Source organism: Gaoshiqia sp. US2 (genome assembly GCF_059705485.1).
In genome coordinates this window covers 3,123,579-3,149,787 of record NZ_AP048550.1, presented here as the reverse complement: position 1 = coordinate 3,149,787, position 26,209 = coordinate 3,123,579, and the positions used below count along the sequence as shown (strand labels likewise).

Below are 26,209 nucleotides of genomic sequence, written 5' to 3'. Positions count from 1 at the left end.
CCGGGTTTTGATTTACGGGTTAATCATTCCCAATATCCAGACAAAACATGGTTTTAGAGTCGCGCAGCAAAAGCCGTCCGTCGGCAATCGCCAGCGGCGCCCAGGCATCATGGCCGTCAAATATCTTCTTTTGCGCCAGCTCGATGTATTGTTTGGTATCCGGTTTAATCATGGTCAAGGTTCCGTCGTCGCTCAGGATATACATTTTTCCATCGGCAATCAGAAAAGGGCCCAGGCCAAAGCGGGTGGTTTTTCCCGAAGTCCAAACCATTTCCTGCACATTATCGGGATGGACACAAACCAGCTGATTCCGGTTTGAGCCGCCGTCTTTAGGAAGAATGCCAAATAAATGCCCGTTCCAGACCACCGGTGTTTGTTGTTCGCTGGCCAAACCGTCGCGCGGAAGGTATTCGGCCAGCACCTCAACTTTAAACCGTGTTGCATCCGGGCTCACTTTAATCATCATCCCTCCTGCCCCGTAACCGGCCGTGAGAAAAATCCGTCCATCGTCAAAAATCACGGGAGAAGGCGCTACCACCGAATGGTTCCAGGCGTTTGACTGCCACAGCGCTGTCCCTTCATCTTCGCCGTCGGCCGCGATGCCGCACACACCGCCTTCGGCGCTGTACACGTACATTTTCCGCCCGTTTAAGCGCATGGGCATGATGGACGAGTGCGACATTTTCCACTGCATATCATTGGGGCTTTCCCACAGTACTTTTCCGGTGTGAATGTCTACGGCAATCATGATGGCGCTTCCTCCGGGCGCCAGGATCACCTTGTCGCCGTCAATCAGCGGACACTGGGCCGTGTACCACTGCGGAACCGTTGCGCCATAGTCTTTTACCAAATCGATCCCCCACTTAAAGTCGCCCGACAGGCGGTCGACGCACATCACCTGGCAACGCGGCCCAATGGTCACCACGTAATCTTCGGTAACGGCAGGAACCGTTCGCGACATGCCGTGATTTCGTTTCACACGCACTTCGTAGGAGCGTCTCCACACTTCCTGCCCGTCAGCAAAAGAAAAGCAGCGAAGCGCATCTTCCCTGTTTTCCTCGTCATAATCAAGCAGGTACACGTAGCCCCTATAAATAGCCGGCCCGGCATGTCCTTCGCCAAGTTCAATGGTCCATAATACCTCCGGTTCGTCGGAATTCCATGAATTTTTCAATGATTGTTTTTCAGACACGATATTATCAAAAGCAGCGCCGCGAAAACGGGGCCAGCTGCCTTTCATTTCGGCAGCCTGGTGGCCAAACAAATTAAATTTTTCCCCGATCAGGACGATTTCCTGTATCAGGCTGCCGGCCTCCCGCTGATCTTCTCCGGGCATACTTGCCGCAAAGTCGCCTGTCGGGTCTTTTGCCAGCCAGAAAACGAAGGCGCCAATGCCCATCATTAAAACCAGTCCAATCAACGAATTAATCAGAATTTTCTTCACGCTATGCTTTCAAATTATACACCATCAACAGCTCACCATGCCTTAAAAAGAGCTTTCCGTCATTGATATAGGGATGGGCCCAGTGCGGCCCGCTGCCTTTTTTAACCTGAAAGGTACTGATCGGGTTAAAGCCTGACGGATCGGGTTTTACAATGGCTACATTTCCGCGCTGTTCTTCATAAATATAGAGCAGACCATCAGCATAAATAACAGCGCCTTTGGTATTCCAGGCAACATTATAGGTGATTTCGCCGGTTTCCCAGTTTTTGCACAACCAGTTTCCTTTCCGGTTGTTCTCCCAGTTTGAACCATAGATGTAACCATCCAACTCGATTAGCCCGTGGTGGTGGTTATCAAAAATGGTATCGGTATAAATTTCGGTAAATCCGTTCTGCTCAGCATTTACTTTTAACATGACGGCCGGATAATCGTAGCCCATCGATAAAAATATTTCATCATTTCTGAACAAGGGAATATTTGTCCAGATCAGGCCCGGTTGATCGGACCATTTTTCCTGGTTGTAATACTTGTATGTCATTTTAACGATCCCGGTTTCAGGTTCAACCGCCATCAGGTTGGTCGCCGAAGCAGCCAAAATGTACTGTTTGCCGTTCAGTTGGTACAAGGTGGGCGACGCGTACGATCGTTGTCCGCCAACACAGTCGGTTTTCCAAACTTTTTCGCCGGTCATTTTATTGAAAGCCACAACCGAGGTTTCGGTTCCCCCGGGTGTGCAAACAACCTTATCATCCACGATCAGGGGCGACTCCGAAACGCCCCAGATGTGCCAGTCGGCTTTAAAATCGCGATCGACATTCACTTTCCAGTTGATGGCGCCGGTTTCAGCATTCAGGCAAACCAACTCGCCGATGCCGCTGATCACATAAACGCGGTCGTCTTCGATGGCTGGCGTACTCCGGGTGTCGGGGAACGATTGTTTCCAGGATTCGCCATAAGGAACCTGCCACTTTTTATTTCCTTCAAAATCGATACAAGTCAGGTAATCAAGGGTATCCATCATGCCGGTAGCATAGATGTATTTTCCGTTGGAAACGACCGATGAATAGCCCTTCCCGATGCCCTCAAATTCGAGCAGCAGGGCCGGGCCCGATTCGGGCCACTCTTTCAGCAGGCCGGTATCCGGGAATTTACCATCCCGGTCGGGTCCCCGAAACTGGGCTATTTGCGCATTTGTTATTCCGAAAAACAGTGTTAAAATGAAAATGAACAAAGATTGCTTCATGTTAGTTGATTTGGTTATCCTAAAATCGGTCAATTTCCCTTCCTGGCGGTTAGCTGGCTGATATTTTATAGGCTACCAGGGCATTGCCATGGCGGACATACAATACGCCGTTGTAAACTGCCGGATGAGCCCAGTGTTGCGCAGAACCGTATTCGACTTTTGCTTTTAAGATCAGTTCAAACTTATCCTTATTCGGTTTTACGAGCGCCAGTTCTCCTTTTTCGGAATACAAAATCAGCTTATCTCCAGCGGCAATAATCACCCCGTTGCCCACCTCGGCTGAATTCCATTTTTCGTCGCCTGTTTTCCAGTCGAGGCAAAACCACCCGCGCGATTTGTGACCTGAACCGTAAAGGTATCCGTCGAGCAGGACAACGCCTCCCATCTGGTTGTCCATTTTCTCGGTGCTCCAGACTTTTTTCACAGCTGTTCCGTCGTCATTTAAAGCCAGTTTTACACCGCCTTGTCCGTAGCCGCTAAAGCAATAAAGAGCCTGATCGTGATAAATCGGCGTATTCGGATGAATGTTGTACTGGTTGGGGTGAGGATAGCTCCACAACAATTTGCCATCTTTGGCATCAACGGCAATCACTTCTTTCCCGGTATGCGTCACCAGCAGTTTTCGCGCCGGAAGTCTGACCAGCTTGGGCGTACAGTAGGCGGCTGTTTCGCCTTTGCCTGCGCTTTTCCAAACCAGGTCGCCGGTCAGCCGGTGAAGAGCCACCATATTAAATTCTTTTCCCCCGGGAGTAAAGTACACCTGATCGCCGTCGACAACAACCGTTTCGTTAAAGCCCCAGCGAAGGTGTTCGGAACCGAAATCTCCGGCCAGTTCTTTCTTCCACATGACTCTTTCAGTTTCAAGGTTAAAACAAATCAATTCGCCGTAACCGGTTGTGATATAGGCCAACTGATCAACGATCGTGACTGCGGTTCGTGAGCCGGGATAGCTCACCTCGAACTCCTTTCCGTAATTCAGTTTTTTCTCAAGGGCGCCTTTTTCGCTGATGATATACAGGTACCCGAGCTGATCGGTCATCCCGGTGCAATAGATTTTTCCGTTGGCAAATACCGGACTTGAAAAGCCTTCGCCCAATCCTTCGAAATGCCATAAAACCCCGGGGCCGTTTTCAGGCCATGCGTTCAGCAACGACGAAACCGGGTATTTCGCTTCGGCATTTTCACCGCGCCAGCTTGTCGCTTGCTGTGCTTTTAATGTAAGTACCAATAAAAGATTTAAAAGAATGACAGATAGTTGTTTCATATGATGCTATTTTCAGGTAATTGATTTCTGTTATTCGGGTAATTTTTCACGAGATTACCGGCGCTTCCAAATTTATTAAGGAAAGTGCAGATTACACAGCCAGTTAGCAAATTTAATCAGGATCTAAATAGTTAGATTTGTTAACAACTATTATGTTTAAAATAAAATCATATAATCCTGAATAACAATTAAATAGAAAGGTTCACCCCAAATTTGGGATGAACCTTAAACGATTAGAAATTTTAGCGGTATTGAGATATATCAACTCCTTGTCCGCGAAAAAAATCCGTGTCGACAATCATTTTTTCAGTTTGTTGTACAGCCAGTCTGTCCTCATTTCCTGCTGCTCGGGATAGGTCCAATGCTGGGTATCCTGAAAAATGTGCAGCTCTTTGGGCGCATCAATCACATTGTATGCCGCGTAAATTGAAGTGGGAGGACAAACGTTGTCATTAAATCCCCAGGAATACCAACCGGGAACTTTTACAAAACGGGCAAAGTTAACCACATCATAATATTTCGATGTTTCAATTCGCGCTTCACGCTGCGTTTCTTTTGTCTGGAACAGGTGAGGCCAGCCACCGGCACGACCATTTAAATAACCGGTCAGGTCGGAAAGGGCGGGGTAAAAAGCAGCCAGGTATTTAATTCGCGAGTCCAGACCAGCGGTAATAATCGAAAGGGCTCCTCCTTGGCTTCCACCTGTAACCGCCACGTTTTGTCCGTCAAATTCGTCTAAACCATAAATAAAATCGACAGCCCGGACACAGCCCAGATAAACACGCTTGTAATAGTAACTGTTTTTATCATCCATTAAGGCCTGATTATAATTCATCAAAGCGCCGGCCCGTAAATCGTCGTATACCACCGGATCAAGGTTCACCGGAATTCCGTGAATTCCAATTTGCAAGGTGATAAATCCCTGTTCGGCCCCGCTTACATCACCGTAATATGGCCGGACTCCTGCGCCGGGCACATGCAGTATAGCCGGATATTTACCTGTCTTTTTCGGTTTACACAGGATTCCGTAAATTTTACCTTCCATGTTTTTCATGCTCACATGAAATACATCCACTTTGTCGGTGCATCGTTCAGGCATGAGCGTTAAAACCGGTTCAACAGGGACCGCTGCCAGTTTTTCTTTCCAGGCGTCCCAAAAAGCAGTAAAATCGTCGGGTAACGAAGTGGACGGCATAATCCGGTCGACCTCGTAGCCGGCCGTTGAATAGCTGGAATATTTTTTCCCGTCGACCTCTACTTCGGCCAGACACTGCAAAAAACCGGGAGCTTTCATCCCCTTCGCTTTTACAACGGCGGATCCTTTCTTCAGGGTGATCGTCCCTTCGTCCAAAATGTCCATTTTCTCCGGTCGTATCGTGTATTTCACATCCGCATCCAGGGGGATGTCATTCTTAAAAACGGATATGGTAAACTCGGCCGGTTCGCCGTTGCGATACATCCAATCCGGATGATTGGGAGTGACCACGACTGTCACTAATTTTTTCTGAGGTTGTGCATTTACCGACAGGAAGATCGATAAAATACAGGAAAGCGCAAATAGTATTCTCGTTAGTTTCATCATCATTAAGAATTTATTGGATTAAAAGGTGGCTAAAAATAAAAAACTCCAGTGAGACACCGGAGTTTTTTATTGAAAAATTTATCTAAATAAAGACTATAATTTTGGGGCCCAACCGGGTTCGTATTCGCGGTTCCAAAGTTTCATAGCGTCGCGGTCGTAAATGTGTCCGTTGCTTGTATCTACGTCGAACGATTTACCAACGCGGTAGGAGATGTTGGCGTAGTGAGTCAGCAACTGGCTCATGGCCCCCATATCGATCGGCGAATTCAGTTTATTCGATTTTCCCCGGATATTGTCAAAGAAGTTGATGATGTGATCGTCGGTCATATCGCCGCCGCCAAGCGCCGTACCGGCTTCGCTGCCGCTTGATTTGCTGTCGCGAATCAGCTTCCCGCTCCGGTCGTATAGTTTGTAGCCTCCGCGATCGACAAAAACAGAACCTTCTGTTCCGTAGATGATTGTACCCCGGTCAGAACCATAAGTTTTAGCCCCGTTTCGGCTTTTTCCGTCCCACTTAATAATTTTATTTCCGGGAAAACGGAAGGTAGCATCCATGGTGTCGTACATTTCCCAGCCGTCGTCTAAGAAATGACGTTTGGCAGCCTGCACATCCACATGTTCAGGATAGTCGACCTGCAAGGCCCAGCGGGCAATATCCAGTTCGTGGGTGGCATTGTTCCCGGTCTCGGCAGTTCCCCAGTTCCAGCCATACCAGTGCCAGTTGTAGTCCCAGATGTCGTGCATATAATCCACATGTGGAGCCGGCCCCTGGAATAATTCCCAATCGAGACCTTCGGGAACAGGCGCTTTTTGCGGAATAACCACAGGTCCGCGGTTATTGGAATAAAAAGCCACGGCCCTATATACATCCCCGATGATACCCTTGTGGATTTCATTCATGATCTCAATCGATTCGGTGGATGAACGTTGCTGGTTTCCCATCTGGATTACTTTGCCGTATTTCTTCTGAAAAGCGACCAGCAGCTCTCCCTCTCCCGGACTGTGGGTGCAGGGTTTTTCCAGATACACGTGTTTCCCGGCCTCCATCGCCATCCAGGTTCCCGGGGCATGCCAATGATCGGGGGTGGCATTGAATATGGCATCCACCTTTTTATCGGCAAACACCTCGCGGATGTCATTTACCAAAGCGGCTTTGCCCGATACTTTCCCGGCTAAGTCTTTACCAACTTTTTCGCGTTGTTTTTTCATGACATCGCAAATATAGGCCAGGTCGACATTGTTGTTTTTATCTTTTAAGGCCGTGTAGTACGCCCCTACCCTGCGCCCGCAGCCCATCAGAGCGACACTAAGCCGGTCATTGGCGCCAATAATGCGCGAATAACTCTTTGCCGACATTCCCATCGCCGAAGCGCCCAGGCTAATTCCGGCAGCGCCGGCTACGGTCTTTCTCAAAAAATCTCTTCTGTTTGTACTCATTCTATATTTTGGTTTTAGGTTTATCTCAGCGCATCCAACATTCCCCTGACGTAACCCACCGACTCGGCAAATCCGGCAAAAGGATCGTCGCCGTCCTTTTCGTATTCAAAAGCAACGATTCCATCGTATTCCAGTTCAATCAAGTCTGAAAGGAAGGCTTTGATATCGATAACACCGCGACCAATTTCACAGGTTGAACCGTCGTGATCGGCCCGCGTAACATCTTTAATATGAATATCGAAAACCCGGCCGTAGAAGTCTTTTACATCCTGTGACGGATCACGGGCAATCCGTTTGGTGTGGCCAATATCGATACACAATCCCATGCGCGGGTCCAAATCTTTAATCAGCAGATAGGCACTTTCGGCGCTTGGGTAAAGCTTATCGCCGGGACCATGATTATGGATTGCCAGTTTGATATCGTAAGCTTTCACTTTATTTTCGACATACGGAAGCAACTCGTGATTCGGGACGCCTACAATCATCTTCATCCCGGCTTTTGAGGCATAGTCAAACGCCTGGTCAACTTCGGCCTCGCTGGTCATATAAATAACTCCCCCGGCATACAAATTAATCCCGGCATCCTTGCATTTTTGTACGGCCAGGGCTATTTCTTCATCCGAAGCATCCAGTCTTAAATGAAAACTTTTCAGCGATAAATTGGTGATTTCCAGCCGTTGCATGAATGCAAGGGTTTCGTCAATCGTAAACTTTCTGAAGGTATATGAGGCTACGCCAAGTGTAAATTTGGCTTCTTTCCGGTTCAATTCAGCCGTATCCGGTTTGCCGCAATTACAGGATGCAGCGAGCAGAACGATGATCGCGAACAATAGGGCATAAACGGGTTTAAATGATTTCATGGTTTACTGATTGATTGGTTTGATTTTGATACTTCTGAAATGAACGGTATCATTGTGATCCTGTAACAACACCGGGGTTTCTGCCGACAGGCCGAACGCTTCAAATCCGGCATACTTGCTTCGAGCTACCAGGGCGCGGTAAATATTACTGTCGCGAACGTATTCAACCAGTTTAATGCCATTCAGCCAATGTTCAACCCGGTTGTCCGGATAAACGACCACCCGTCCGCGGTTCCAGCTTCCCACCGGATTTACAAACCTCGATTGCTTTTCCGCGGGAATCAGATCGTATAACGACGCCATTTTCCGGTTACCGGCAGCTCCCATATTGGCATCCGGGTGGCGGTCGTCATCCAGAATCTGGTATTCCAGTCCAATGGAAGGACCATTATTGCCAAGTCCGTATTTTACGCCGCTGTTGGCGCCTTCGGTCAGCATAAACTCGAACTGCAAATCAAACGCTTTGAATTTCTCGACCGTTACAATATCCCCCGGCCTTTTCTCCGATTCACTTTTCTTACCTAAAACAGATAAGATACCGTCTTTTACTTCCCATCCTTGTTCCGGGAAACCATCGGCATCAGCGCGTTTCCATCCGGACGAAGTTTTTCCGTCAAACAATAACTTGTAGCCCTGGGCTTTCTCTGTGTCAGACAGATCATTGGCTAACAAATTGACAACAAACACATCCGGGGTCAAAGTTGGCTTGAGCCCCGTGGTTTTAATACGGATGTTTTTCCATCGGATTTGTTTGCCGGCCTGTTCCGCGCGGCCGATGGAATGTACCTGTAAACTGATAAAACCTTCAGCAGTCATGTCGTCAATCAAATGAGCCACCGGAACCCCGTTTATCCAGGTGCGGATGTGGTTACCCACGCACTCGATCCGGTATTTATTCCACTCGCCTTTTTTAAATGCTTTTCCGCCTTCCGGATTTAATGTTCCCGGATATAACCAGCCACGCCGTGCTTCATCGTATATGCCTCCGCTCCAGGCGCGGGCCGACGGATCAACTTCACATTGATAACCATGTACCCTCCCGTTCTGGTATTCAGGGATACTCAAACTCCGGAACTGGATACCCGAGTTCATATCGTTATCCACCAAAAGTTCCAGTTCAAGAATAAAGTCGCCGTAATTTTTTTCGGTGCTTAAAAACGAATTCGGGGTGTTGGCTACTGTAGTCCCTACAATTTCGCCGTTGATGACTTCATACTTCGCCTGCCCGTTCAGTTGTTTCCATCCGGAGAGATCTTTCCCGTTAAACAAATTCACCCAGTCCTTGTCATTTGTTTTGGCAAACAGAGTGGTGGTGACAAGCAATAAAAAAAATAAAACGAAATTTCTCATGGTTTGATCAAATTTTAGTTAGCAATTCTATTTCACCCACAAATTGGCTGTAAACGCAAACGAAATTAGTAAATTCTGATTTTTCAGGTATATTTGTTAGCCGGAAACTGGTTTTATAACGGTTATACGTATCGTTACAACTAAATCAACTTCATTGAACAAAGAGCTCATACATAGTTATTTAGAAAAAATTATTCAAAGCAGGCATTTTGCCAAATCGAAAATAAGTTGCGATTTGCTGAAATACCTGGTGCTGGCATCCATCGAAGGTAAAAATCCCAAAGAATACACCATTGGCGTTGAACTATTCGGCAAAAAGTATGAGGATGAAAACAAATCTGACTCCAATATCCGTGTTTACATTCACAATGTCAGGAAAAAACTGAGGGATTATTATGATGATGAAGGGAGCAAAGATCAGGTCGTTTTTGAAATTGATCGCGGAAAATACCACGTCAGTTTCAAAAGCCGGAAAGAATATACCGGAAAAAAAAACCGGTCGTATTTCATTCCTTTTCTGGCTACGCTTATGCTTTTCCTGATCACCTTTTTCCTGTTTATTTTAAAAGAAAAAGAAGCTAAACCCGTTTGGCAGGACTTACCGGTTTGGCAGGAGTTTGCCGACAACGATTTAAAAACACTTTTGGTACTGGGCGATTATTACGTATTTCAAGGCATGTTGCCAACCGGAAAGATGGGCATATACCGCGATTTTTCGATTAATTCGGAAATTGAATACGAACACCTTCTGGATAAAAAACCGGAGCTTGTTAAGTTGCTTTCCAAGTCGAACCTGACCTATTTGTCAAAAATGGCAGCGTTTTGCGAAAGTGATATTTACCAGGTGTTTGCTCAAACCGGTGGAGAGATTGAAGTAAAGCTTCTTTCAGATGTTCAACCAACTGATTTAAAGAATTATAATATCATTCTTGTCAGCAACTTCAAAAATATGGGTATTTTTGAAAGCATCATTCAGAAAATGAATTTTTCATTCGGGATATCCAATACATCTATCCAGTATATCATATCGAACGATCCCTGTGCGCAAATTTATGAAGCCCGCAACGACAATCTGAAAGAAGAAGACTATGCCCTGGTGATCCATGCCGGCGGATACGGCAATAACCGGTATTTATTCTTCCTGTCGAGCCAGGACATCGGTAATATTTCGACGGTAAAACAGTTTACCCAACCCGAATACATGCGGCATTTTCGGGAGGAATACCTCAAACAAATCAATTCTGATGATTTTAAAGCCTTGTACCAGGTCGAAGGAATCAACAAAACCGATTTGTCATTCGAACTCATCCGGTTTGAATAGAATCAGGTGAACGGACTGGTTGCAATTGGCATTGTTATTTTGGTATAGAAACAGGAAGCCTGATCTCCGCGAAACACTGCGCTTCGCGGCGTCCTTTGTTTTTAAAAGCATATACGTACCTAAGTTCCAATGTTTGTCCCATTGGTTATTAGCTAATTAGCTAATTGGTTAATTGGTTAATTGGTTAATTGGTAACTGGCAACTGGCAACTGGTAATTGGTAATTGGTAACTGGTTGTTGGCTCTCTCGAAGGAAACACCTGATGCCCAAAACCTGCAACATGCACAGTTTTTGAACATCAGGTGTGAGGCTCTAAATCTTAGGTAAGCTCCAGGGAGCCCGGTAGTTGGCTTTTACCAGTTGGTTGGCTTCTGCATCGTTAATAAATTCCTGCTTCTCGTGGTTCCAGAAAACCTTGTGCCCGGTACGGTAAGCGATATTCCCCAGGTGGGCGATACGGGCAATATGGGCCCCGGTTTCGATGTCGCAGTTTGGGGTTTTCCCGCTTTTAATGCAGTCCAGAAAATTCCTTACATGCAAATCAAGTCCATCGCCTTGAGCGGCTTGCTGTGCCACTCCGGTAAAACCTTCTTTTGTGCTGGTACTTTTCGTTTCAGGAATAACCTCCCAGCCCGAACGGTCGGCTACCAGGGTGCCGTACTCGCCGACAAAAGCAACGCCATGTCCGCGGGCACCGTAATTGGCGCCGTAAATTCCGATGGTATGATCCCAAACAAGATTAAAGTTGCCAAAGTCATAAACGGTCGTCATGGTATCGGGCGTTTCCATGGCATCATCCGGGAAGGCGTATTTACCGCCAACTGCCATCACCGATTGCGGCACATATTCGTTCATGCCAAACAGGGCATAATCGAGCAGATGCACTCCCCAGTCGGTCATCAACCCCCCGGCATAATCCCAATACCAGCGGAAACTGGCATGAAAGCGGTTTTTATTATACGGACGTTTGGGAGCCGGGCCAAGCCACATATCGTAATCCACCCCTTCGGGCGCTTCGGTGTCGGGTTCAACCGGTATCGATTTTTTCCAGCCGACATTCGACCAGGAGCGCACGGTACGAACCCGCCCCAGGTTGCCGCCCTGCACATAGTCCACGACATCGCGCCAGTGCGGATGGCTGCGCTGCCACTGCCCCACCTGAACCACATTTTTATATCGCTTTTGGGCAGCGATCATCACGTTACATTCTTCGATGGTGGTTCCAATTGGTTTTTCGACGTATACATGTTTGCCGGCCTCTGAAGCATAAACCATCGGTAAACAATGCCAATGGTCGGGGGTGCCTACAATAACGGCATCGATGTCTTTATGATCCAGCATTTCGCGAAAATCGGCGTACATCAGCGGTTTTTTACCGGTCAGCTTTTCAATTTCGGCTGCACGCGGTTCCAGTACGCGTTTGTCTACATCGCACAAAGCAACGCATTCAACTTCTTTGTTTTTCAAAAACGACTGAAGATCGGTGAAACCCATACCCCGGCATCCGATCAGGCCGACATTGATTTTTTCGTTTGGGGAACAACCAGCATTCATGATCGTGGGTAATGCCGCCATGCCTGCCGTTATTACCGCAGATTGTTTGATAAAACTTCTTCTGTCAGTTTCTTTCATCAGGTATTCTTTTTTTAATGAATTAGTTAGTAAAAACAGCCAGTAAAGGTAACAGAATAAGTCCAATCATGAAACAAACAAAAACGATTCAGCCAACTCAATTCGTTGCAAAGAAGAAAAAAAACCTTAAATTACCTCTTTCAAAAAAAACGAAATCTCAACATCATAATTTAACGGCGACTCATCTATCGAAATGAACATGAGACCGGAATAACGATGAGTTGAAACTGCGAACACAATGGCAAACAGCGGAAAAACAGGGAAATCTTCCATTCTCAAAGCCGTGGAGAACATCCGGATTGGCATTTGGAACTGGGATTTAAAATCGAGGGATTTCATCGTAGATGAGGCCTTTGCCGGAATCGTTGATTACCCGGATGAGGATTTAATTCCTATCCAAAAACAAGGTTGGTATAAACTGAACCGGCCGGAAAATCAAGCGGCATCCAAAACAATTATTTGCCACTTTTCATCAAAAAAACAAGATAACTTGTTTGTTGAATTCCGGCATAAGAGCCGGAACGCTCAATGGATGAATTTGCAGAGCGCCGGACGAATTACGGGACTTGACGAATCCGGGAACCCGGAGTCGCTTACAGGCACCCTGATCAATATTTCGGACTTATACGAATCGCGCCGGCGCCTGAAATACCGTTATGAAATTGAGAAGCTTGTCGCCGGCATATCGGCTGATTTTGTGGGTATTCCTCATGATAAAATTGATGATACCATCCGGCATACTCTCGAAAAAATCGGCCTTTTCTCAGGAATTGACCGGAGCTACGTTTTTTTACTGAAACACCATAACCTGTTCATGCACAATACACATGAATGGTGTGCACCCGGCATCAAACCGGAGATTGATCAGCTTCAGGGTTTGCCCGTTTCGATTTTCCCCTGGTGGATGAAAAAGCTAAACCGGCAGGAACACATTTATATATACGATGTTGCTGAAATGACTGAGGAAGCGATGGCTGAAAAAGAAATCCTGCAATCACAGGACATTCGTTCCCTGCTGGTTGTACCCATTCATTACAAAAAAGAACTGTTCGGCTTTATGGGATTCGATTCGGTGAAAAAACAGAAAGAGTGGCCGAAAGCAGATATTCATTTACTGGAAACAGTGGGTAATATCATTGCCAATGCCCTGAACGCCAAAAACAACCAGGAATTGCTTATTAAAGCCAAAGAAGCAGCTGAAGAAAGCAACCGGACAAAATCTGCCTTTCTCTCCACCATCAACCACGAACTTCGTACCCCGCTCCACCACATTCTGGGGTTCAGCGATTTACTTCGCAGTAAAAAAATACCTCTTGAACAAGCCGAATTCTTTGCCAATAAAATATATGACAGCGGCAAAAATCTGCTTCAAATTATCGAAGATATTTTAAGCCTGGCCCTGACCGACCAGGTCGATATTAAAATCAGGAGCGAGCGGTTTAAAGGAATCGACCTGTTTATTCAACACAAAGCCCTGCTGGAAGAAATTCTGGCATTGTCGAACAAACAAAACGATATCGAATTAAATTACAATCCTGACCCGAATTTCCTGAACCAGGTATTTCTGGCTGATAAATCCAAAATCAACCAGGTTATGCTCAACCTGTTTAAAAATGCCATAAAATATACTCATTCAGGAAAAATAGCCTATAGCGTTCAGTTTGATCATCCGAAAAAAATTACCTTTTCGGTCAGCGATAGCGGCATTGGCATTCCGGAAAGCCACCAGGAAACCATTTTCGAATATTTCAGGCAAGTGGATGAATCGCTTACCCGACCGTACACCGGCATTGGTGTTGGATTGGCCATCTCAAAAAATATGGCCAAAATCCTGAACGGCCGAATCATGGTCGAATCGACGCCCGGCGAAGGGAGCTGTTTCTCATTCGAACTGCCGGTTGAAGTGCTTACCGAGCCCCCTTATAGCTGAAGGCCGGGAGGCTGCAACAGTTCCCGATTTTTCGGGAAAACTGTTCCTGATTGTTGATGACGACCCGATGAGTGTTTTTATTCTGAAAAATCTGTTAGCGTCAACAAATGCAAAACTGGCGCAGGTTGACAATTTATCGTTCAACACCGAATCCTTGCAGCAAACCGATCATGCCGACCTGGTGTTGCTCAACCTGAAGATGCCTGTTGAAAACGGGCTGAAACTGGCTTCAGCCATTGCCGGACGTCACGAAAACTATCCGCTGATTGCCTTAAGCGCCCACTCGCTGATCAGCGACAAAGAAAAAGCTTTGCAAGCAGGATGCAAAGCCCTCGTTTCCAAACCCGTTGAACCGGGTCTGCTGTTTGAAGCAATCAAAAAAGTTATCTATCCCTCATCAACACAGGAAGAGGCCATTTCTTAACACCTGTCACACTGGTTAAAAACAGCCTCCTCCTGAATGTTAATCCGCCGGGATTATTTCAAACCCCGTTTATTCAGCAAGGGATCAATCGATGGATCCTGCCCCCTGAAATTGCGGTAAATAGCCATTCCCTCATCCGAGCCCGATTTGGCCAGCAGCGTACGGAATTTGGCAGCCAACCCGGGGTTAAACAGATCTCCCGACTCTTTAAAAGCCTGAAAAGCATCGGTATCCAGTACGGCCGCCCAAATGTAAACGTAGTAACCGGCCGAATAACCACCGCTGAAAATGTGAGAGAAATAGGTACTCCGGTAACGCGGAATAATTTCATCAATCAGCCCGATGCGGTCCATCGAAGCTTTTTCAAATGCCGTCACATCGCTGTTGACCTCCAGGGTATGCCAGTCGAGATCGAGGATGGAGGCGGCCAGGTATTCCACGGTGGCAAAACCCTGGTTAAAGTGTTCGCTGGTCACAATTTTTTGTACCAGCTCATCGGGAATCACTTCGCCGGTTTTATAATGTTTGGCATATACTTTTAAGACTTCAGGTTCGGCTGCCCAGTTTTCCATAATTTGCGACGGCAGTTCGACAAAATCGCGAGCTACACGGCCGGCAGTCCGTTTGTAAGGCCCGTCGGTAAACAAGCCGTGCAGGGCGTGACCGAACTCGTGGAAGAAGGTCATCACTTCATCAAAGGTCAGTAAGGCCGGCAACTCGCCGCCGGGGCGTGTAAAGTTGCAAACGATGGAAGTCACCGGGTACTCAAATTTTTTCCCGTCTTTATACGACTGGCTGCGGTAACCGGTATTCCATGCCCCCACCCGCTTGCCGTCTCTCGGGTGAAAATCCATGTACAGCACGCCCACGTGCGAACCATCCGCTTCTTTTACTTCCCAGGCTTCGGCTTCGGGATGATAAACCGGAATATCGGTGCGCCGCTCAAACGTAATGCCGTATAATTTGTTGGAAACATAAAAAATGCCCTCGCGCACCTGATCGAGACTGAAATAGGGTTTGGTCTCTTCTTCGTCCAGATCGTATTTTTGTTTGCGAAGCTTCTCGGCATAATACCACCAATCCCACGACGCCAGTTTGAAGTTTCCGCCTTCGCGGTCAATAATGGCCTGCATTTCTTTACGTTCGTTTTTGGCAACAGCCAATGCCGGCTTCCATAATTTGTACAGAAAATCATACACCTGCTCAGGCGTTTTTGCCATGTTGATGTCAATCGTATAAACCGCGTGATTTTCATACCCCAGCAATTTGGCTTTCTCGTCGCGCAAAGCAACCATTTGAGCGATAATTTCTTTATTGTCGAACTCGTTATGGTTGTCGCCGCGCATGAAATAACCACGGTAAATTTTTTCGCGTAAGTCCCGCTTTTCGGCATATTGTAAAAAGGGGATCAGGCTGGGCTTTTGCAGGGTGAACACCCATTTACCTTCCATACCATTTTTTTGTGCTTCGTCGGCAGCAGCAGCAATGAGCCCTTCGGGTAATCCCGCCAGATCTTCTTCCGAATCAACCACCAACTGAAAATTCTTGTTGGTTTCGGCCAGCAGGTTCTCGCCAAACCTAAGGCTCAGGCTCGAAAGTTGCTGGTTCAGTTCGCGTAAACGGGCCTGGCCTTCATCGGGCAGATTTGCGCCGTTACGCTCGAAATCCTGGTAATATTTTTCAATGACCCGCAATTGCTCCTGATCGTATCCGGCTTGGTTCCGCTGGTCATAAACGGCTTTTACCCGTTCAAACAAGGCTTTATTCAACATGATGTTGTCGGAGTGAGCCGTTTGTTTCGGGAAGATCTCCCGTGCCAGTTTTTGCATGTCTTCATTGGTATTGGCCGAATTCAAATTTCCAAACACGGTCATCACCTGGTTCAGCAAACGACCCGATTGGTCGAATGCAAGAATGGTATTTTCGAAGGTAGCCGGTTCTTCATTCGATGTAATCACATCAATTTCAAGTTGTTGCTGTTTAATACCTTCCTCAACGGCCGGAAGATAATGCTCCAGGCTAATCTGGTCGAACGGCGGCACCTGAAACGGAGTTTCATAAGCCGAAAAAAAAGGATTTTGCATGTTTTTTTTTGTCTCTTTTGATGAATTACAGGCCACAAAGGTAGCCAGTAATAAAACAAGAGTCGGGGTAATTTTCTTCATATAACTCTTCTGTTTTGGAATTTTGGCCCGAAAAATACAAAAACCGGGAAACGGATACCCTGACAAATGTTAGGATGAAAAAAAACGGACCACCTAAGATTCAGAATTAGTCCTAATAAATCATCCCTTTTTTTAGTTTTCGAATCAGATAACCACAAAAAAGAGCTTTTCTCTTTCACGCAGTTTTTTTCAATTTCTTTTCCTCCTCATATTTCCACCGGCTCGCCTTTTGCCTCAGCCCAAAAAATGTTTACTTTTGTCGGACTTTGAAATTCAGCAAAAAAGCATTACACGATGAATATTTCATACAAGTGGTTAAAAGACTACATTGACACGGACCTTCAGCCCAAAGAACTGGAAAATATCCTCACCCAGATCGGTCTGGAAGTGGGCAGTATTGAAGAAGTTGAAAGCATAAAAGGCGGGCTGCGCGGATTGGTGATCGGGCAGGTTGTTACCTGCGAAAAACACCCCAATTCGGATCATCTCAGCAAAACTACGGTTGATGTTGGCAAGGGCGATATCCTGCCCATTGTTTGCGGGGCGCCAAACGTGGCAGCCGGGCAAAAAGTGGTGGTCGCCACGGTGGGCACAAGCTTGTATGACGGCGATCAGGAATTTCAGATCAGGAAATCAAAAATAAGGGGCGAGGCCTCCGAAGGAATGATTTGTTCGGAAGAGGAAATCGGGCTGGGGCACGATCGCGCCGGCATTATGGTTCTGCCCGATGATGCCGTTGCAGGAACTCCTGCCAGCCGTTACTTCAACGTTGAATCAGACTACTCCATCGAAGTGGATCTGACGCCGAACCGGATTGACAGCGCTTCGCACATTGGCGTGGCCCGCGATTTGGCTGCTTTCCTGAAAAAAACACAGGAAATCAGTTATAAAAGGCCATCGGTTGAGATGTTTAAAACGGATGATCACTCTCTGGAAATCCCGGTGGAAGTGGTCAATCCCGAAGCCTGCCTGCGCTATGCCGGGGTGACCATCAGCGGCGTGGAAATTAAAGAGTCGCCCGATTGGCTGAAAAATCGCTTGAAAACCATTGGACTGAACCCCATCAACAATGTAGTTGACGTGACCAACTACGTACTTTTTGAAACCGGACAGCCTTTACATGCTTTTGATGCCGACGAAATTACCGGAGGAAAAGTCGTTGTTAAAACCTTACCTGCCGGGACAAAATTTGTCACCCTCGACGAAGTGGAACGCGAACTGCACCCCGACGACCTGATGATTTGCAACACCCGGGAAGCAATGTGTATCGGCGGTGTGTTTGGCGGCATCCAATCGGGGGTCAAAGAATCGACCAAAAATATATTCCTGGAGTCGGCCTGTTTCGATCCGGTTTTTATCCGGAAAACAGCGCGTCGCCACGGCCTGAACACCGACGCTTCGTTCCGCTTCGAACGCGGAACCGATCCCAACGGTGTTCTTTATGCCCTGAAGCGCGCCGCCCTGCTGATTAAAGAAATTGCCGGCGGTAAAATTTCGTCGGAAATCGTGGACGTTTATCCCGTGCCCGTCGCCGACTTTAAAATTGACGTGAGTTACGCCAACATCAAACGCCTGATTGGAAAAGATTTAGGCGCCAAAACCATTAAAAAGATTCTGACCGCGCTGGAGATCCGGATTGAAAGTGAAAGTGAAACCGGGCTGTCGCTGGCGGTACCGCCGTACCGGGTCGATGTGAAGCGCGAGGCCGATGTCATTGAAGAAATCCTGCGTATTTACGGGTATAACAACATTGAAATACCCACACAGGTGAATGCTTCGCTGCAATACTCCGTGAAACCCGATCCGGTGAAAATTCGCAACCTGATGGCCGATATGCTTTCGGCGCAAGGTTTTAACGAAATCTGGTCTAACTCGCTGACCAAAACAGTGTATTACGAAAACCGCACAAGCCTTGCCGCCGAAAACACCGTTAAATTATTCAATCCCCTGAGCGCTGATTTGGGAGGCATGAGGCAAACCCTGTTGTTCGGCGGCCTTGAAACCATTGCCTATAATGCCAACCGCCGTAATGGTGATTTACGTTTGTACGAATTCGGTAATTGCTACCACTGCACCGGCATAGAACTGATTGAAAATCCGCTGAAAAATTATTCAGAAGAAGAACACTTATCCCTTTTCATCTCGGGGCAAAAAGAGCGCGAAAGCTGGGCGCTTACCCAAAACGGAAGCAGTTTCTTTCAGTTAAAGGGCTATGTTGAAAATTTATTGCTAAAACTTGGACTGAAGGCAGAAAACCTGAAAACAGAAGATGTGAACACGGAGTTGATTTCGGAGGGCCTGGTTTATTCAACCTCAAACGGGCGAAAGCTGGTTGAGTTTGGCATCGTGCATAAAAAGCTGCAAAAGGAATTTGAAATTGAAAATCAGGTGTTTTATGCCGACTTTTTCATGGACAATCTTTTGCTGGAACAAAAAAACAATAAAACACTCTTTGCCGAACTGCCCAAGTACCCGGAAGTACGGCGCGATTTGGCGCTGTTGCTTGACAAACAGGTTCGCTTTGCACAAATCCGCGATCTGGCCGTAAGGGTTGAACGCAAACTGCTGCGTTCGGTCGATTTGTTCGATGTATACGAAGGTAAAGGTATTCCGGAAGGCAAGAAATCGTACGCCATCAGCTTTATTTTGAGGGACGACGAAAAAACCCTCAACGATAAGCAAATTGATAAGATCATGCAAAAGCTGATTTTTACCTTTGAAAAAGAACTCGGCGCACAGCTCAGATAAACCATTACAAAGCCATCGGATGATCCGGTGGCTTTTTTGCCTGTGATTACGAACGGATGCCGCCTTCCAAGCCGCAAGCTGCAATGACCAATTACCAATGACTAATTGTCTAATGACCAATTATCCAATGACTGTTTAAAGTATGACCAATACGCAAAAAGGAATTTTTTACGCTTGTATAACGGCTGTTTTTTGGGGATTTCTGGCTATAAAGCTCAAAATTGCTGTTCAAAAGGTAGATCCGCCAACCATTGTGTGGTTCCGTTTTGTGGTAGCTTTCTTTTTTCTTGTTTTGTGGCAGTTGTACCGGGCTCCCCAAAGTCTTAAAATTCTTGTTCGTCCACCCTGGCTCCTTGTTTTGGCAGCCATTGCCCTGTCGTGGAATTACCTGGGCTTCATGCTGGGCATTCATTATACCAGCCCGAGCAATGCGCAACTGGTCATCCAGGCCGGACCAATTTTACTGGCGCTGGCAGGCATTTTGTTTTTCAGGGAACGGATACGAATCCCTCAATTTATTGGTTTTGCGCTGGTTATTGCCGGTTTTGTTATCTTTTACAATCAGCAATTAAGCCTGATGACCGGACAGGAAAAGCAATACCAGCTGGGAATTTTACTCACCTTAAGCGGCGCCTTTGCCTGGTCGGTTTATGCTGTTCTGCAAAAGACACTCGTCCGGCAATATAGCGCCGGCTTGTTAAATTTGTTTTTGTTCGGATTTCCGGTGCTTGTTTATCTGCCTTTTGTCAACTTTTCGGCCCTTTCAGGTTTAAGCTGGGGCTGGTGGTTGTTGCTCCTGTCGCTCGGGTTGAATACCTTATTTTCGTACCAATACCTCGCCATGGCTTTGCACTACACCGAAGCCAACAAAATAAGCATCATCATTCTGCTTAATCCCATCATCACCTTTATAACCATGGGAATTCTCACCGAATTAAATGTGTCGTGGATTGAAGGCGAACGCTTCTCGGTTTACTCGCTGCTTGGAGCAGCCATTGTCTTTGCCGGGGCAGTTCTGGTAGTCAAAAAAGGCCGGAAGAAAACAGAAAGCCCCTCATCCTGATGAATGAAGGGCTCTGCGTATTTTTCGGTACCAGATCCGTCGCTATTTTCGCCCGGCAACATCCACCAAAACAAACGACCTTGGGTTTAACGCCAGACTCAGCTGGTTGCCTTTTAAGGCTGCTTTGCTGTTTCGCGGAACAATATTCGCCGGTTGATCCAGGCTGTTGTACTGCATCAGGTTATGATCAGCCAACTCGGTCAACACGGCTTCTTTCACTGCCGGTTTCATTCCCTGAAATTCAACAACCACTTCCTTCGTCACCGACGAAGCATTAACCATTTTCAAATAAATACGCCCGCTGTTTTTATCGACCGATGCGCTGGCATACAGGCTGTCCTGCCCGGCAATCACTTCATTCTCCCGCAAAACAGGTAACACATGGGTCCCGCTGTGGGTCGAATACATTTTCTGCACGTAATAATTGGGGGTAGCGACCGTGTTCAGGTTGTCGAACCAGATCAGGTCGGGGCGCCATTGCCAGGCATCAACATGCGCAAGCAACGGAGCATACGAAGCCATATGTACCACATCGGCGTTACGCTCCAGGCCGGTCATAAACGCCGCTTCCGACAGGGCCGCCACCCAGCAGTTGCTTGAGGTAGCATCTTTGATATTGTCGTTGCGTACATGACTGGCATATTCGCCGGCAAAAACCTTTAGTCCGCCACGCTCGTAGCTGTCGTAACGCCGGGCATTATTGAAAAACCAATTGGGATCTTTGTAGTAATGTTCGTCCACCAGGTTGGCCTGTCGTCCTTTCAGTTCGTTCCAAAGGTAATCAAAGCGGTCGCCCTCGGCCGACGGGCCGGAACCTGAAACCAACTGAATTTCGGGATATCGTTCACGTACAGCCGCGGCAATCAGGTCGTAACGCTCCAGGTATTGATGTCCCCACTGTTCGTTCCCGATGCCGATGTATTTTAAGTTAAAAGGCTCCGGATGCCCCATATCTGCCCGCAATTTTCCCCATTTGGTTGATGCATCGCCATTGGCGAACTCAATCAGGTCGAGCGCATCCTGAATGTAGGAATCCATCTCGTTAAGCGGGACAAGCTCCCCTGTATTGTACTGGCAAGCCATTCCGCAGTTCAGGATCGGAAGCGGCTCAGCGCCCAAATCTTCCGACAACACAAAATATTCAAAAAAGCCCAGCCCGAACGACTGAAAATAGTCGGGCGTATGGCGGTGCATAAACTCAGTATTCCAGCGGTTGATGATTAATTCGCGGTCGTGAATATCGCCCACCGTTTTTTTCCATTGGTAACGTAAATCGAGGTGATGCCCTTCCACAACACAACCGCCGGGAAAGCGCAAAAAGCCCGGTTTCAGATCGGCCAGCAGTTGAGCCAGATCTGAACGCATCCCGTTAACCCGTTTTTTAAAGGTATTGACAGGGAAAAGCGACACATAGTCGAAATCAATCGTTCCCTCGCCTTTCAGCGAAATTCGCAGTCGACCTTTGGCTGAAGCAGCGCTTGCCGTAATGATCAGTTCCTTCACATTCCAATCGGTCGTCAAACCGGGCACATCGGCTTTACCAATTGGTTCACCTGCTTCGTTGAGCAGTTCAACCAGCAGCGACAAGTTTGTCCCGCCTACTGCTCTGGAGCCAAGCGACAGGCGATATTCTTCACCGGCATGCAGGCCCATTCCCCGAAAACCCTGGTTTTCGATATAATTTGCATTTCCCCGCGCCAGAGAAGAAAGCCTCAGGAAGCGATGCTCCCTCCCGTCAATTGTTTCGTTAATCACCAATACCGAATCCCTGAATGGTACCTTCCACCCGGCAAAGGGGTCGGGAAATTTAAACGAACGGTTTTTCACCAACTCGGCATAAATACCTCCATCGGCAGCAAAGTTGATATCTTCAAAGAACACTCCCCACATGGTAGGAGCAATTTCGGTCGTCGGCTTATTGGCATAAACCGTGATCTTTGGTTGGGCGTGAACCTGCAGTTGCAGGAAAAATGTCAGGATAAAAATTCCGCTTGCTATCGTTTTTCGCATCGTCGTGAGTAGTTAAATGGTTTCATTTAGGTATTCATCCGTAACCGGGATGAACGATAAAAGTAATGAATACTTTTCTAAAAAGAAAACAAGATCACCAGAATATGGACGGAATGCTATCGGCGTCACTCCGGTTCGATGCCCTGTATCGTAAAAATCAACGATGAACCAGTGTCAGTCGCAATGTTTCAGTCGCCTTTACCGTTTTACTTAAGGCCTTCAATGGTATTCAGGTATTCAGGTACTTTTCATTATACGCAGAAAATACCCGGAAGCCGCAAAGTGTCGCAGAAATCAGGTCCCACGCTCTTAGCCTCTGTACCGATTTCTGAAACTGGCTTCTCCATATTTTTATTAATTTGGCAAGACGGTCATCTTTTTACTTTAAATTGCAATTATCAAACAGACATTTAATCTATTAGAAAAAAAGAGAAAGGCAGAGTAACTATATTTTGAAGAACCCGCTTTCAAAAAAATTAATCATTCATACAGAATGAATAGTATAGGCGGACGCAGGCTCCAACGGGGAGTTTCAGGCTAAAAAAACTTTTTTAAAATGCGTTCATTATGGAAATAAACAGTTTTTTGTTGAGAAGTCGGTTGGTTAAAAAGGTAAAAACGATTACTTTATCATTATTTTTAACCCAAATTAAAACAAAGTCTATGAAAACAAGATTGCTCGCGGCAATAGTTCTGATGTGTTGCATCACCGAACTTGCCTTTTCGCAACAAACATCATACTATCAGTCTGTTTCGGCTGAGCTTCATCAGGCAAAAGAACTGTATACGGGCAAACAATTTGTTTCGGCCCAGGAACAATTTGCAGCCATAGCCGCCAAAAGCGAGGCCGGCTCCGAGATCCATGCCGAAGCCATGTTTTATGAAGCGCTATGCGCCTTGAAGCTGGAATCGAAAAACGGTTCTCCGCTGATGGAAACCTTCCTTCAGAAATATCCGGAAAGCGCATACACCGACAAAGCCTGGTTTGAGCTGGGAAATGCCCGCTTTAAAAACAAGCAGTATCAACCCATGTTACAGGCTTATCAGCACATGAGCCTTTCGGCCCTGAGCCGGGACGAACAAGTCAAAATCAGTTACCAAAAAGGATACGCCCTGTTTCAAACCGAACGTTACAACGAAGCCGAACGCGAATTTGTTAAGGTAAAGAATACCAATCACCGGCTGGCAGCTCCTTCGAAATATTACTGGGCCCACATCCGGTACATGAACAATGATTTTGATGCAGCCCTTGCCGCTTTCGACGAATTGAAAGATAATCCGGCCTTTGCCTCGATCATTCCGTTCTACATGAGCCAGATCTATTATAAACAGGGAAATTACGGGAAAGTGGTTGAATTTACCGAACCGCTGATGAAAACGGCGGAGAAACAACAAATTGCTTCCCTGTCGAAAATTTTGGGAAGTTCGTATTTTCACCTGGAACGTTTTCAGGAAGCGATCCCCCATCTCGAAACCTATTTCCGGACCACAAAAAGCCTCCAGCGTGACGAAAATTACATGCTTGGCTATTGTTACTACTTAACCGGCCAGTACCAGGCCGCCATTGCACCGCTTGAACACGCCTCCAAGGGGAAAGACGAGCTGGCCCAAAACGCTTATTATACGCTGGCCGACTGCTACATCAAATCGGGCGATAAAAATAAAGCGCGCGTTGCCTTTGAAGCAGCTTCGGAGATGAATTTCAACCCGGAGATCAGTGAAGATGCGCTTTTCAACTTTGCCAAAATAACCTACGAACTGTCCTACTCTCCGTTTAACGAAACGATCAAGGCTTTTGACAAATACATTTCACTTTACCCGAATTCGGGAAGGAACGACGCAGCCTACGATTACCTGGTACAGGTTTACATGAGCACCAATAATTTCAAAGATGCGGTGGCCTCTATTGAAAAAATCAGGGTAAAAACCCCCTCGATACGGAAAGCCTATCAGCGGGTCAGTTATTACCGCGGACTGGAGCTTTTCAACAACCTCGAATACCAGCCCGCCATTGGTCATTTTGATCTGTCGCTGGCCAACGGCGAATTCAACCCGGCGCTGAAAGCATCGGCCCTGTTCTGGAAAGCGGAAGCAAACTACCGTCTGGAAAACTATCAGCAGGCCGCTTCGGGCTTTAGCAGTTTTTTACAGTCGCCCGGAGCACAAACAACGCCCGAATACCAGTCGGCACATTACAACCACGGATATGCTTATTTCAAACTTGCAAATTACGAGCAATCGGCCGCCTCGTTTAGAAAATATATCGATTTAAATAAAAATAAGCCAAGCGAAAAATTAGGCGATGCCTACAACCGCCTGGGCGATTGTTATTATATCAACCGCGACTACAGGAACGCCGTAAACAGCTACGAGCAGGCTTACGCACAACGAACCTATGATCCGGACTACGCCCTTTACCAGAAAGCGCTGAGCCTGGGAATCCAGCGCGAACAGCAGCAAAAGATCAGCAGCCTGCGCAGCCTGTTGCAAACCTTCCCCCAATCGGCCTTTGTCGACGATGCCTTGTTTGAACTGGGGCGAACTTACGAACGGATGAATGAAAACCAGGTAGCGATCGGTTATTACCGGGATTTATTGAAAGAATTTCCGCAAAGCAGTTATCAGCCGAAGGCTTTATTACAGCTTGGCCTGATCTACTACAACATGTCGGATTACAACAAGGCGCTCGACTATTACAAACAAGTGGCCGAGAAATACCCGAATAGTCCGGAAGCCCAGTCGGCTATGCTGGGAATAAAGAACAGTTACGTTGAATTAAATAATGTTGACGCTTATTTTGCCTATGCCCAACGGTCGGGCCAGGGAATACGGGTATCGGCATCGGAGCAGGATTCGCTAAGTTACCTGACGGCCGAAAAGCTGGTGATGAACAAAGATCCGCAGGCGCGCACCCAACTCGAACGTTACCTGCAACAATACCCCCAGGGCAGTTTCAGCCTGAATGCGCGCTTTTATCTGGCCGAAGCCAAGTATGCATCGGGTGAGTTTTCGTCGGCCTTAACCGACTATGAATTTGTTGTCAATAAATCGGATAACATATTTACAGAACCTGCGCTTGGACGGGTGGCCGAACTGGAATACAATGCGGCCAATTACGCCAAAGCGCTCAGCTACTACGAACGTCTCGGAAAAATATCGAATACCAAATGGAACCTGCTAAAGGCCAGAGCCGGCATTATGCGTTGCCATTACCAGTTGGCCAACTACCAGGCCTGCGCCGAATCGGCCGGCTTAGTGCTCAGTTCAGACAACCTCACTGATGTATTAAAGCGCGAAGCCAACTACAAGCTGGCCAAATCATATTACCTGACCAAAAACTTCCAGCAGGCGCTGCCCATCTTCTCGACACTGGCCGCAGACCCCTCGTCGGAAGAAGGAGCCGAATCAAAGTACCGGGTCATCGAAATACTCGTCAGCCAGAACAAACTGGAGCAGGCTGAAAACGGGGTGATGGATTTTATTTCGAAGAATACGCCACACCAGTTTTGGTTAGCCAAAAGTTTCATCCTGCTGGCCGATATTTACCTGGCGCGGGGCGACGAATTTCAGGCCAAACATACGCTGAAAAGTATTGTTGAAAATTATCCTGAAACAGACGACGGAATCATTGAAACGGCAGGGACCAAACTGAGAGATCTGGAAAAAACGGAACAACAACGGCAGCAGCAGAAAGACAGTCCGATGCAAATTGATATCAATCAAAAATAAATCAAAA

16 protein-coding genes are annotated in these 26,209 nt (G+C 46.9%); 6 read left to right on the top strand and 10 right to left on the bottom strand.

Going from position 1 to position 26,209, the window contains the following annotated elements; translation table 11 throughout:
* Positions 1-19: 19 nt before the first annotated feature.
* The 7 genes from AC6H3C_RS12585 to AC6H3C_RS12555 all read right to left on the bottom strand — a co-directional run bounded on the left by AC6H3C_RS12585 (position 20) and on the right by AC6H3C_RS12555 (position 9,180).
* Positions 20-1,444, bottom strand: coding sequence for an outer membrane protein assembly factor BamB family protein (locus AC6H3C_RS12585; protein WP_497515716.1), 1,425 nt, complete (start codon positions 1,442-1,444; stop codon positions 20-22).
* A 1-nt stretch (position 1,445) separates the two neighbouring features.
* Positions 1,446-2,687, bottom strand: a complete 1,242-nt coding sequence (locus tag AC6H3C_RS12580) for an outer membrane protein assembly factor BamB family protein (protein ID WP_497515715.1) — start codon at positions 2,685-2,687, stop codon at positions 1,446-1,448.
* A 49-nt stretch (positions 2,688-2,736) separates the two neighbouring features.
* A complete protein-coding gene (locus AC6H3C_RS12575) occupies positions 2,737-3,951 on the bottom strand; it encodes an outer membrane protein assembly factor BamB family protein (protein ID WP_497515714.1) in 1,215 nt (404 codons plus the stop codon).
* Between the two features lie 298 nt (positions 3,952-4,249).
* The gene (locus AC6H3C_RS12570) at positions 4,250-5,536 is read right to left on the bottom strand and encodes an acetylxylan esterase (protein ID WP_497515713.1); all 1,287 of its coding nucleotides are present in this window, start codon (positions 5,534-5,536) and stop codon (positions 4,250-4,252) included.
* A gap of 90 nt (positions 5,537-5,626) precedes the next feature.
* Positions 5,627-6,970 carry a Gfo/Idh/MocA family protein gene (locus tag AC6H3C_RS12565; RefSeq protein WP_497515712.1) on the bottom strand — a complete coding sequence of 448 codons (1,344 nt, stop codon included), beginning with the start codon at positions 6,968-6,970 and terminating at the stop codon, positions 5,627-5,629.
* A 20-nt stretch (positions 6,971-6,990) separates the two neighbouring features.
* Positions 6,991-7,830 carry a sugar phosphate isomerase/epimerase family protein gene (locus tag AC6H3C_RS12560; RefSeq protein ID WP_497515711.1) on the bottom strand — a complete coding sequence of 280 codons (840 nt, stop codon included), beginning with the start codon at positions 7,828-7,830 and terminating at the stop codon, positions 6,991-6,993.
* 3 nt (positions 7,831-7,833) lie between these two features.
* Positions 7,834-9,180 (bottom strand): 3-keto-disaccharide hydrolase, encoded by a 1,347-nt coding sequence (locus AC6H3C_RS12555; RefSeq protein WP_497515710.1) that lies wholly within the window; start codon positions 9,178-9,180, stop codon positions 7,834-7,836.
* Between the two features lie 154 nt (positions 9,181-9,334).
* Between AC6H3C_RS12555 and AC6H3C_RS12550 the strand changes: the two genes are divergently transcribed.
* Positions 9,335-10,501 (top strand): hypothetical protein, encoded by a 1,167-nt coding sequence (locus AC6H3C_RS12550; RefSeq protein ID WP_497515709.1) that lies wholly within the window; start codon positions 9,335-9,337, stop codon positions 10,499-10,501.
* A 312-nt stretch (positions 10,502-10,813) separates the two neighbouring features.
* Here the strand turns inward: AC6H3C_RS12550 and AC6H3C_RS12545 are convergent, their stop codons facing one another.
* Positions 10,814-12,133 (bottom strand): Gfo/Idh/MocA family protein, encoded by a 1,320-nt coding sequence (locus AC6H3C_RS12545; protein ID WP_497515708.1) that lies wholly within the window; start codon positions 12,131-12,133, stop codon positions 10,814-10,816.
* Positions 12,134-12,371: 238 nt separating this feature from the next.
* Here AC6H3C_RS12545 and AC6H3C_RS12540 point away from each other — a divergent pair, with 238 nt between their 5' ends.
* Together AC6H3C_RS12540 and AC6H3C_RS12535 are read left to right on the top strand one after the other, a co-directional pair.
* Entirely contained in the window at positions 12,372-14,063 is a 1,692-nt protein-coding gene (locus AC6H3C_RS12540) for a PAS domain-containing sensor histidine kinase (RefSeq protein WP_497515706.1), read from the top strand.
* Positions 14,032-14,487, top strand: a complete 456-nt coding sequence (locus AC6H3C_RS12535) for a response regulator (RefSeq protein WP_497515704.1) — start codon at positions 14,032-14,034, stop codon at positions 14,485-14,487. Before AC6H3C_RS12540 ends, AC6H3C_RS12535 begins: the two co-directional genes overlap by 32 nt.
* Positions 14,488-14,540: 53 nt before the next feature.
* Here AC6H3C_RS12535 and AC6H3C_RS12530 read toward each other — a convergent pair whose 3' ends face one another.
* Positions 14,541-16,652, bottom strand: coding sequence for a M3 family metallopeptidase (locus AC6H3C_RS12530; protein ID WP_497515702.1), 2,112 nt, complete (start codon positions 16,650-16,652; stop codon positions 14,541-14,543).
* Positions 16,653-16,946: 294 nt separating this feature from the next.
* On the opposite strand from AC6H3C_RS12530, the gene pheT reads away from it, so the two are divergent.
* Both pheT and AC6H3C_RS12520 read left to right on the top strand, forming a co-directional pair.
* Positions 16,947-19,400, top strand: coding sequence for a phenylalanine--tRNA ligase subunit beta (gene pheT / locus AC6H3C_RS12525; RefSeq protein ID WP_497515699.1), 2,454 nt, complete (start codon positions 16,947-16,949; stop codon positions 19,398-19,400).
* A 142-nt stretch (positions 19,401-19,542) separates the two neighbouring features.
* Complete coding sequence (locus AC6H3C_RS12520) at positions 19,543-20,463, top strand: DMT family transporter (protein WP_497515698.1); 921 nt, start codon at positions 19,543-19,545, stop codon at positions 20,461-20,463.
* Positions 20,464-20,505: 42 nt separating this feature from the next.
* Here AC6H3C_RS12520 and AC6H3C_RS12515 read toward each other — a convergent pair whose 3' ends face one another.
* Positions 20,506-22,473: an alpha-L-arabinofuranosidase family protein gene (locus AC6H3C_RS12515; RefSeq protein ID WP_497515697.1), complete on the bottom strand. Its 1,968-nt coding sequence runs from the start codon at positions 22,471-22,473 to the stop codon at positions 20,506-20,508.
* A 663-nt stretch (positions 22,474-23,136) separates the two neighbouring features.
* On the opposite strand from AC6H3C_RS12515, the gene AC6H3C_RS12510 reads away from it, so the two are divergent.
* On the top strand, positions 23,137-26,202 hold the full coding sequence (locus AC6H3C_RS12510; protein WP_497515695.1) for a tetratricopeptide repeat protein: 3,066 nt from the start codon (positions 23,137-23,139) through the stop codon (positions 26,200-26,202).
* Positions 26,203-26,209: the final 7 nt, after the last annotated feature.